Raw genomic sequence first — 9,103 nt, 5'->3', positions numbered from 1 at the left:
TGCTGCTTGTGTTTTATTTTTTCGCCTCAAACATTTTTTCGAGAAATTATCGCATATTTTATTTTCAAAGAACGAGGTTTTTCAACGGTCTCCTAAAAGAACGCTCATCTCTCACGTTCTCCTCAAAAGTTATAATTGCTTTATCCCCACTCTCAGGCTCCCGGTTTAGATAAATTGTTTCCAGAAAAGCACTCTCTCTATCCACCTCGGTGACCTCTATTTCACCAATATCCTTCCGGGAGTCATTCTCAAAGCGAACTATTTTTCCTGATTGCCCCACTTCTAAACCATCCTCTTCTCCTTTATTTACCACCAGTCTGTCTCCGATGATGGCAGTCACCTCAGCTTCAACAGTTTTTTCCGCTGGAGCGGCGGGCGGGCTTTCTTCCCCCATATTTTCAATCAAATTATCGACAGCTTTTTCTACGGCTCTCTCCAAAATATCATCGGACAGAGTGTAGATTTGATCATCGTCATCAAATTCCACTCCGGATTCATCCACTTCTCCGCTGCCGGTATAACTATTTTCCACACGGCCCGATCCGGCGCCTATCATCTCCAGTCCCAGATCGACTGTGACTGTAACTTCAGAAAGTTTGACCGGCCCCAGTTTGAAACGATCTACTTCTTTTACATTTATCTCTTTTAAAGTGCCATAGGCAAATAAGTCGGCATCAATTTGATTTCTCAGTTGATTAATTATAGAATGAGAAGGCCTTTTGCCTTGAGAAAATCTGGTCTCTTCCAAAACATCCAGCATTTTATCCCTGTTTAACACAGCATAATCATCCGTTTCCGCCAGTTTATCATTAAACTGCCACGCGATTTCTTCCAGAAGCTCTATTTCTCTATCTTCATCATCAGTCCAGTCTGAATCCTCCGACTCAAAACCTATAACAGCAACCCGGGTCGCCTCAGCACTGACAGAAGCCGCCAGAGAGATCACCATCACCATAATCAATATTCCCGCTGCTATATACCTACTTTTCAAAATAATCAGCTCCCTTTCATTATATTACATTTTTTAAAATGTTTTTCTCTTCTTTCCTGATTAAATTAAGAATAACACACTCAAACATAAATTTCATCAAAATTTGATTATAAGAATTTGAATTTTTTTCTGAGCATTGGCAGGAAAAAGTTCCTGTCTCTTTAAAATATTTAACGATCGCATTGAAAAAAGTCCAAAAGAACCTTCGAAACTCAAAGTAAATTATCCAACTTTAGCCGGATCAAATCTCCCAAAAACCCTGAAACCAAAGCAAGATCATCTGGATAAAGGCTGGCCTGGCATCTTTTAAAGAGGGATATTTAATAATATAGATGAATCTAAGTTTAAAGTCCTCCATTCGGATGATATGGCGGGCTCAATTTTTTCGTCAGGATTCTCATCACACCAGAAATCTTAATGCAATTGTTTGATCTTACCGATAACAACCTAATCAAACTCAACCTAATCAAACTCATAGATGATCAGAAAATAGAGGCCGGTAGTGAACTTCAGGATGATAACCGATTTAAGCTTAAAATTAAAAAAACAGGAGCCTATAACTTATATCAGGAAAGGAGTTGTAACATGTTTTTTAACAGAGATGATGGGGTGGAGACTGAAGGTTTGAGTCTTTCTATTAAACTTTTGATTATGTTTCTCCTCTTAAGTCTGCTGCCAGCAGGAATAATGGCTTTTCTGGGTTTTTATCAGGGCAGCCAGGGGCTGGAAGAAACAGCTTTTGAGAATTTGCGCGGGGTGAGAAATTCCCGGGCTCAGCTGGTGGAGCAGTATCTTGACACTACCATTGAGGACTTAATCGCAGTGGCTGATATGCCCCTGATCGAGGAGGGAGTAGTAGAATTTGCTGATGGCTTTGAAGATGGTCTGGATAGTGTTCGCTATGGTATTGTCGAGGATCAATACGGCCATGAGCTGGAAGAAGTGACTGAGCACCGAAACCTTAGAGAGGTTTTTCTGATAGATACCGAAGGTAATGTTGTCTTTTCTCCTGGTGAGCGAGAAGATTTAGCAGCCAATTTAGAGGAGGGAGAATTGGCCGATACCGGACTGGCTCAGGCCTATCAACGCGGAAGGGAGGAGACCAATCTCACAGATCTGGAGATTTACGATCTACACGGAGATCCCACTTTTTTTGCGGGAACCCCGATATTAGATGATGCTACTGATGAGCTGCTGGGAGTTTTAGTCTTTGAGATTCCCATTGCCGCAATAAACCAGATAATGCTGCAGGCAGATGGCCTGGGAGAAACAGGTGAGGCGTTTTTGGTCAACTCCGAGGGTTTGATGATTACTGATGCCCGGGAAGCTGAGGAGGATACAATTCTGACCCGGGAAATAGAGATGGAAGCTTTGGATTCAGCGCTTGCCGGCGAAAGCGGTGAGATGCTGGCAGAAAACTATAGGGGAGAAGAAGTTTTAACTTCCTATCAGCACATGGATATCATGGATTTGGACTGGGCACTTATCACCACCCTGCAGCAGGATGAAGCCCTGGCTGCTGTGGATAATTTGTTTAGCTCCACCCTCTGGGCTGCGGGAATAATTGTGATTATAGTGATTTTTGCCGCCTATATATTCTCACAGAGAATTGTCAATCCTCTGCTCGAGGCGGTGGGATTTGCCGATAAAATTGCAGAGGGAGAGCTGTCCGTGGAAAATATTGAGATCCGCCAGAAAGATGAGCGCGGAGTTCTGGCCCGGGCTTTGAATGCTATGAAGACAGAGCTGCAGGAAACTATATCAGGTGTCACCGAAGTTTCACAGGATCTCACCTCTCAAAGTCAGCATCTTTCTGCTAGCAGTGAGGAGATGTCAGCATCTGCCCAGGAGATAAGCACTGCTACAGAAGAGGTCGCTTCCGGCTCGGAGGAACAGACTGCTCAGATAGATGAAACCGAGAGCAGGATTCAGGGTTTGAGCCAGCAGATTCAAAATGTCAGTGATAAAGCAGAATCTATGGAAGAAAGAGCCAGCCAGGTAAGTAAAGAGGTAGAAAAAGGCAACAAATCAGTTAAAGCCTCAACCGAGCAGATAAACCGGGTCACCTCTGTCCAGGAGGATGTGTCAGAAAATGTAGATGAGCTGGGTGACCTTTCCCGGGAAATTGATGAGATTGTAGAGATGATCAACAATATTTCCGAACAGACCAACCTCCTGGCCTTAAATGCGGCTATAGAAGCAGCCAGAGCAGGAGAGGCGGGCCAGGGATTTAGTGTGGTGGCAGATGAGATAAGACAGCTGGCGGAAGAATCCTCCCGGGCAACTGAAGATATCGCAGAACTGATAGCCGAAATTCAGTCCAAAGTTGATAGTATCATCGACAGAATGGAAGAATCCGATAAAGTCGTGGACAGAAGTGTTTCCGCCATCGAATCCACTGAAAATGTCTTCCAGGAGATTGAAAAGGCAGTTGAAAGACTGAACGAACTTATAGAAGAAGTGGTAAAAAGCGCTGATAATATGGCGGCCAACAGCAGCCAGGTTAGTGCTGCCGTAACTGAAGTGGCGGCTGTCAGTGAGGAACTTTCCAGCAATGCCGAAGAGGTAGCCGCTTCCAGTCAGGAACAGAGTGCTACCACCCAGGAGATAGCAGAAGCAGCAGAAAATCTCTCGCAGCTGGCTGAAACTCTGGCAGAAAGGACTGAACGGTTTAACCTGTGATGGCCAGTTCGTCCAGATAGATTATCTTCTGGCAGTGAAAGAGATCGGAACAGATAGGGGAATATGGTCGAGATGATCGAAGGTAATGTTGCTAACACCGAAGAAGTTTCTGCCTCCTCCGACGAATTAGAAAATATGGCCAGACAGTTAAATCAGCTTGTAGGAGAATTCGATTTGAAAAACAGATAAAGGCGGTTATAAAAAAAATTGCGGGAGGATCCGACCTCCCGGGTTTAAAATAGCATCATTTTTATTCTCTGAAATCTTATTCTTTTTATCCTTTAAGACCCCCCTGGGTAAGCCCCTGGACGATAAAGCGCTGGAACAGCAAAGCGATGAGCACCGGAGGCAAAACGCCCAGCACCAGACCTGCTGCCAGCAGACGATATTCGATGGCGAACTGTCCTAAAAACATGGAGAGCACCACCGGCATGGTTCGGGCGGCCATAGAGGACGTAAAAAGCAGGGCATAAAGAAATTCACCCCAGGCGAAAAGAAAGGATATGAGCATCACCGAGATAATACCCGGACGGGCCATGGGTAAAAGCACCCGCCAGAAGGCGCCGAATCTCGTGCAGCCATCAACCCTGGCTGCATCCTCCATTTCGCTGTCTATCATGTCGAAATAATTATCCATGATCAGGGTAACCCAGGCCATACAAAAAGAGGTGTTCATGATGATAAGCGGCAGATAGGTATCCAGAATTCCCAGCATCTCGAAGACTGTGAACATGGGGACTGCCAGCGTTATCTGGGCCAGAAGTCGGCTTCCCAGTATCATGATATAGGAAGCATTCTTGCCGGGAAAATCCAGGCGGGAGAGAGCATAGGCAGCCAGGATTCCAAAGATAAGAGCCAGCACGGTGGAGGCTGCTGCTACCACGACGCTGTTAAACATCGAGCGCTGAAACATCATAGCAGCCCGCTGCGCCTGGGAGGATTCGACCTCGGCCCAGCCCAAAATCTGAGCAAAGGCTTCAAAGGAAACCTCCCGCGGAATCATAGCCGGTATAGCCCGGCCGGCGATATAGCGCTGGGGAGTTACGCTCATGACGAATATCCAGTAAAAAGGAAGCAGGATGCCTATGACCACAAAGGATACCACCAGTCTGTGCAGAACTTTCAACCAGCCCGATAATTCATTCAATTTATATCACCTCGCTGCAGAACATTTACTCGTTGGCGCCGAGCACTTTGATATAGATTAGAGTTACAATTCCCGTCAGCAAAAAGAGTATGAAAGCCACTGAGGCTCCGCGGCCGTGGCGCAAAAAGGTAAAGCTTTCCTGATAGGTATAATAGGCGAGCACGCGGGTGGCATCTCCCGGTCCGCCGCCGGTAAGAATATATATGAGATCAAAAGCATGAAAGACGAAGATGGTGCGCATGATTAAAGCCACCAGTATTACCGGTTTCATCAAAGGCAGAGTCAGATGGATAAATCTCTGCAGCCGGCTGGCTCCATCCACCAAAGCTGCTTCATAAAAGTTGGTGGGTATGGCCTGAAGACCCGCCAGAAAGATCATCACAAAGATGGAGGTAAACTTCCAGGAATCGACGAGCACCACCATCATGATGGCCAGGCCTCTATCTAAAAACCAGTTCATCTCTCCGTCCAAAAGTCCCAAAAGCCGCAAAGTGGCATTGAAATAGCCGTCGGTACCCGCCAGAAAGCGGCTCCACATCACTCCCACCAGGGCGGTAGGAATAGCCCAGGGGATCAAGATCAAAGAGCGGACCACATTGCGCCCGATAAATTTGACATTTAAGGCCAGAGCGATGATCATGGCAGCTATCATCTGAAAGACGATAACTCCGCCCCCAAAAAGCAAAGTAGCTATCAAAGCTGACTGCAGTCGGCCTGATTCGATTATATGCTGGTAATTTTCCAGCCCCACAAAACCGTGATTCATGATGCCGTGAATATCCTGGGTGCTGAGATAAAAAGCATAGGCTATGGGTATGACAGCAGTTAAAATTATCAAAAGCATGGCGGGAGTGGACATGAGAATGCCCAGCTTTCCTTCACCGATCTCTTTTTTCAGCAAACACGATCCCTCCTTTGAGCATCGAAAAATTAAAAGCAGAAAACCTCCTGCCCTCCCTCAAGACAGGGGACAGGAGGTATATGGATTATCCCGTCTGTTTGTAGATATATTTATAGATAGACATATTGATTAACAGATATTCCTGCACCTATAGACTTTTTTTGTTCTTTACAGACCTTCTGCCTCCAGCATCTGCTGAGCTTCCTCCTGGGCCTGATCTAAGGCCTCTTCGATTTCCTGTTCTCCCAGCAAAGCTCTGTGCATGGCGGGAGTAAAGATATTATCTCTGAATTCGGAATACCAGGTGAGATAATCGCTGGGGCGAACTCCGCCGTATTCGAGCTGCTGCCGGAAGACGTCTATCATTTCGTATTCATCCGGCGAAAAACCGTATTCTTCAGGATTTTCGTAGGTGTCGATCATGGTGGCTTCAGCGCCGCCCTGTTCTTCCATTACACCTACGGCGCCATCAGTTCTGTGCATATAGTCCAGAAGTTTAAAAGACCACTCTTCTGAACGGGTGGTGGGGGAGATAGCATAGCCGCCGCCGCCCAAAACAGTGTAGGTATCTCTTTCTTTGCCTTCTATACCGGGCACATGTCCCACGGAAAAATCATCGATAATTTCCGACTGCTCGGGATCTATAGCCATTTGATGGACAAAATTCCAGTTGATCTCGAAAGGTGTTTCGCCCGAGAGGAAAAGATGCATGTTATCCCAGTCGCTCTGCTCCAGGGAAGCCTCGGGAATAAGACCTTCATCCAGATGTTCTTTCATCTGGGTCAGAGCTTCCACGCCGGCCTCATCGTTAAAAGTCCACTCGGTTTTATCTTCGTTCATCCACTGGCCGTCGTGCAGCTTCAGCATAAGATCGAACTGAACCATGCCGTCTTCATGTCCGGCGAGATATCCGGGGAAAAATCCGTACTCGGCCAGGCCTTCATCTATGGCCTCGTGGGAAATATCGAGCATCTCATCCCAGGTATCAGGCGCCTCATCATAGCCCAATTCGTTGAGCATGGTTTCATTATAGAAAAAGGTGATGGTGGAAGCAGTGCCGGGAAGAAAGAGCCCACTGTTCGCCGTGAGAGCTGACAAAATCGACGGTGGTTTCGAAATATCTTTCATTTATCTCATCGAGGGTCTCCTGAGAAGCTACATCTCCCAGGGGAACAGCCATGCCCAGCTGGCCCAGCTCGGGATGCCAGGAATTGCTCATCATGTAGAGATCAAATTCAGTCCCTCCGTGGATGCTGGTGGTGATCTGATCCCGGAGATCGCCGTAAGGATATTCCATCCAGTTTACCTCGATGCCGTATTCTTCCTCGAAATTTTCCACGCCCTCTCCGAACTGCTCGACATCGATATCGAGTCCGATAATTTCGAGCTGGTCCGGTTTTTCCGGCATATCCTCCGGCAGAGCTTCCACATTAGCCGGGCTAAAAACCAGTGCGAAGGCCAGAATCAGCATGATTCCCAGAAGCTTAATTTTCATTAAAATACCTCCTGTTTGTAATTTTAAAAAATCTGGTTATAATATACTATACTCCTAATATTATTATTATATATTCAAAAGCTATCTCCTGTGTGGTTTTGCAATCATTGAGCTCCTATCTATCAGTTAATGGAGTGAATTAAAGATATTGAAGATTTAGAAACAAAAGCTGAAAGAGCTACTCCTGATGTTGAAACTGTATTTATGAATTTAAGAAAGGGTAGTGAAAATCATCTATCTGCTTTTGAGCTCTGAGTTTCTTTTTGTGGGTAGAGGCAGGAAAAAGGCCGGGGCCTGGCCATGATTGGCGGTGTAATTATTTTATTTCTGTTCTGAATTCGTTTAAACTTTCAGCTATATTCTTCATTGCCAGTTCAAGCTGTTCATAATCCTCCCACAGATTTTCCAGATCACCCTTTTTCGCTTTGGTTTCTATTTTTTGGGCTAGATTATAGGCTTTTTCAGCAGCAAAATTGCTTAAAGTGCCTTTAATTTTATGAGCAGCATTTCTAATCTGCCGGGAATTTTTTGTTCAATAAATCTCTGCAGCTGATCCAGCTGTGATTGATAATCTTTCTCGTATATTTTTGCGGTTTTGGCCAGCAAAGTTTTTCTGCCCATGAGCTGGCAGATGCTTTCCTCTATATCAATATATTCCTGTTCACTTTTGGACATGCAATTCTCCCCCTGTTATACAAATTTTAATTTTCTTCAACATACTCTCGACATCGATAGGTTTGGTAATCAGATCATTCATTTTCTTCAGTTATATCAGGAATACCTTTCATTTTCCAGTAGCTGCCGTCGGGTTTTTCAATTACAGAGCTTGCTATTTCCCTGTTATTTTTGACCTGTTGAACAGGACAGGTATCACAATAATCATTTAAACCCCACTTTTCATAACAGTATTTCCCTTTTAATTCATCCATGCTCGAGCCAAAATACTCCAAAGCTTTTTGATTGCACCATTCAATCCTGAAATCCGGAGACATATATATTATTATTTCACCCAAATTATTCAAAACTATATTCTCAAAATTTTTCATCTTTTTGTTTTCCCAAAATAAATCAAATTGATAATTGTTTTTGATATAATATATTATATTATTAAATGAGAAAATTGTCAAAGAAATTATAAAGTGTTTAGAAGATAAATAGGGGTTATAAATTGATTTAAGTTTATGATATAATTAGCAAAAGCAAAGAAGAAATTTTTTCTATCTTTAACAGGTTTATTTTTATTAATATTTTTTTAATTATTGGAGTTAATCCAATCTGTAAAAGAGGTGACGATATGAAGATAAATTCCAAACAACTCCTCTCTGATGATTATGAGATAAGCAAAGAATTTTTATCTTTTATTGATACTATGGATGAAAATGCAGCAGTATTAAATGAAAAAGGTAAAATTATATTTGTAAATAAAGCCTGGATAGAATTTGCTCAATCCAATGATATGACCTGGGATAATTATGGCCTGGAAGAAGATTACTTAAAGACGATGAAAGATGTTAAAGGAGAAGATGCTGAAACAGCAAGGAAAGCAGCTGAGGGTATAGAGGCAGTGCTGGCGGGAGAGAGGGATAACTTCACTTTAGAATATCCCTGTCATTCGCATGAAAAAGATTACTGGTTTAAGCTGAAGGCAAAAGTATTTGCAGAAAATAAAGCTGTAGTGATGCATGAAGATATAACCGAGACGAGAAAGATGAAAGAGGAGATAAAAGAAAAAAACAGGCTTTTAGAGGGAGTTTTAAATAACATACCTGATATTATAGGCATACAAAAACCCGACCATACAATAATGCGCTATAATAAAGCGGGATATGAGCAATTAGATATGCCCCCGGAAGATATAAAAGGTCAAAAATGCTATAAACTACTGGG

Annotated in this window: 11 protein-coding genes; 3 read left to right on the top strand and 8 right to left on the bottom strand. The window is 43.8% G+C overall.

The window, feature by feature from the left end:
* Positions 1 to 64: 64 nt before the first annotated feature.
* Positions 65 to 991 carry a hypothetical protein gene (locus BLT15_RS12470; RefSeq protein ID WP_143423096.1) on the bottom strand — a complete coding sequence of 309 codons (927 nt, stop codon included), beginning with the start codon at positions 989 to 991 and terminating at the stop codon, positions 65 to 67.
* Positions 992 to 1,576: 585 nt separating this feature from the next.
* On the opposite strand from BLT15_RS12470, the gene BLT15_RS12465 reads away from it, so the two are divergent.
* Positions 1,577 to 3,673: a methyl-accepting chemotaxis protein gene (locus BLT15_RS12465; RefSeq protein WP_234985625.1), complete on the top strand. Its 2,097-nt coding sequence runs from the start codon at positions 1,577 to 1,579 to the stop codon at positions 3,671 to 3,673.
* Positions 3,674 to 3,736: 63 nt separating this feature from the next.
* A complete protein-coding gene (locus tag BLT15_RS13700; protein WP_268762270.1) occupies positions 3,737 to 3,862 on the top strand; it encodes a hypothetical protein in 126 nt (41 codons plus the stop codon).
* Positions 3,863 to 3,947: 85 nt separating this feature from the next.
* Here BLT15_RS13700 and BLT15_RS12460 read toward each other — a convergent pair whose 3' ends face one another.
* The 7 genes from BLT15_RS12460 to BLT15_RS12430 form a co-directional block, all read right to left on the bottom strand.
* Entirely contained in the window at positions 3,948 to 4,820 is an 873-nt protein-coding gene (locus BLT15_RS12460; protein WP_089762314.1) for a carbohydrate ABC transporter permease, read from the bottom strand.
* 25 nt (positions 4,821 to 4,845) lie between these two features.
* Positions 4,846 to 5,721, bottom strand: coding sequence for a carbohydrate ABC transporter permease (locus BLT15_RS12455; RefSeq protein ID WP_089762311.1), 876 nt, complete (start codon positions 5,719 to 5,721; stop codon positions 4,846 to 4,848).
* A gap of 168 nt (positions 5,722 to 5,889) precedes the next feature.
* On the bottom strand, positions 5,890 to 6,819 hold the full coding sequence (locus BLT15_RS12450) for an extracellular solute-binding protein (protein WP_159429957.1): 930 nt from the start codon (positions 6,817 to 6,819) through the stop codon (positions 5,890 to 5,892).
* A complete protein-coding gene (locus tag BLT15_RS13695; RefSeq protein ID WP_089762307.1) occupies positions 6,749 to 7,216 on the bottom strand; it encodes an extracellular solute-binding protein in 468 nt (155 codons plus the stop codon). The genes BLT15_RS12450 and BLT15_RS13695 overlap by 71 nt, the downstream gene beginning before the upstream one ends.
* A gap of 316 nt (positions 7,217 to 7,532) precedes the next feature.
* Complete coding sequence (locus BLT15_RS13845; RefSeq protein ID WP_427854231.1) at positions 7,533 to 7,709, bottom strand: hypothetical protein; 177 nt, start codon at positions 7,707 to 7,709, stop codon at positions 7,533 to 7,535.
* Positions 7,694 to 7,891 carry a hypothetical protein gene (locus BLT15_RS12435; protein ID WP_089762304.1) on the bottom strand — a complete coding sequence of 66 codons (198 nt, stop codon included), beginning with the start codon at positions 7,889 to 7,891 and terminating at the stop codon, positions 7,694 to 7,696. The genes BLT15_RS13845 and BLT15_RS12435 overlap by 16 nt, the downstream gene beginning before the upstream one ends.
* 74 nt (positions 7,892 to 7,965) lie before the next feature.
* A complete protein-coding gene (locus BLT15_RS12430; protein ID WP_089762302.1) occupies positions 7,966 to 8,262 on the bottom strand; it encodes a PAS domain-containing protein in 297 nt (98 codons plus the stop codon).
* Between the two features lie 248 nt (positions 8,263 to 8,510).
* Here BLT15_RS12430 and BLT15_RS12425 point away from each other — a divergent pair.
* Positions 8,511 to 9,103 (top strand): PAS domain-containing protein (locus BLT15_RS12425; protein ID WP_143423095.1); only part of this gene is annotated, 593 nt, incomplete at its 3' end.

Source organism: Halarsenatibacter silvermanii (genome assembly GCF_900103135.1).
Lineage (GTDB): Bacteria > Bacillota > Halanaerobiia > Halanaerobiales > Halarsenatibacteraceae > Halarsenatibacter > Halarsenatibacter silvermanii.
This window is presented reverse-complemented; position numbering and strand designations above follow the sequence as displayed.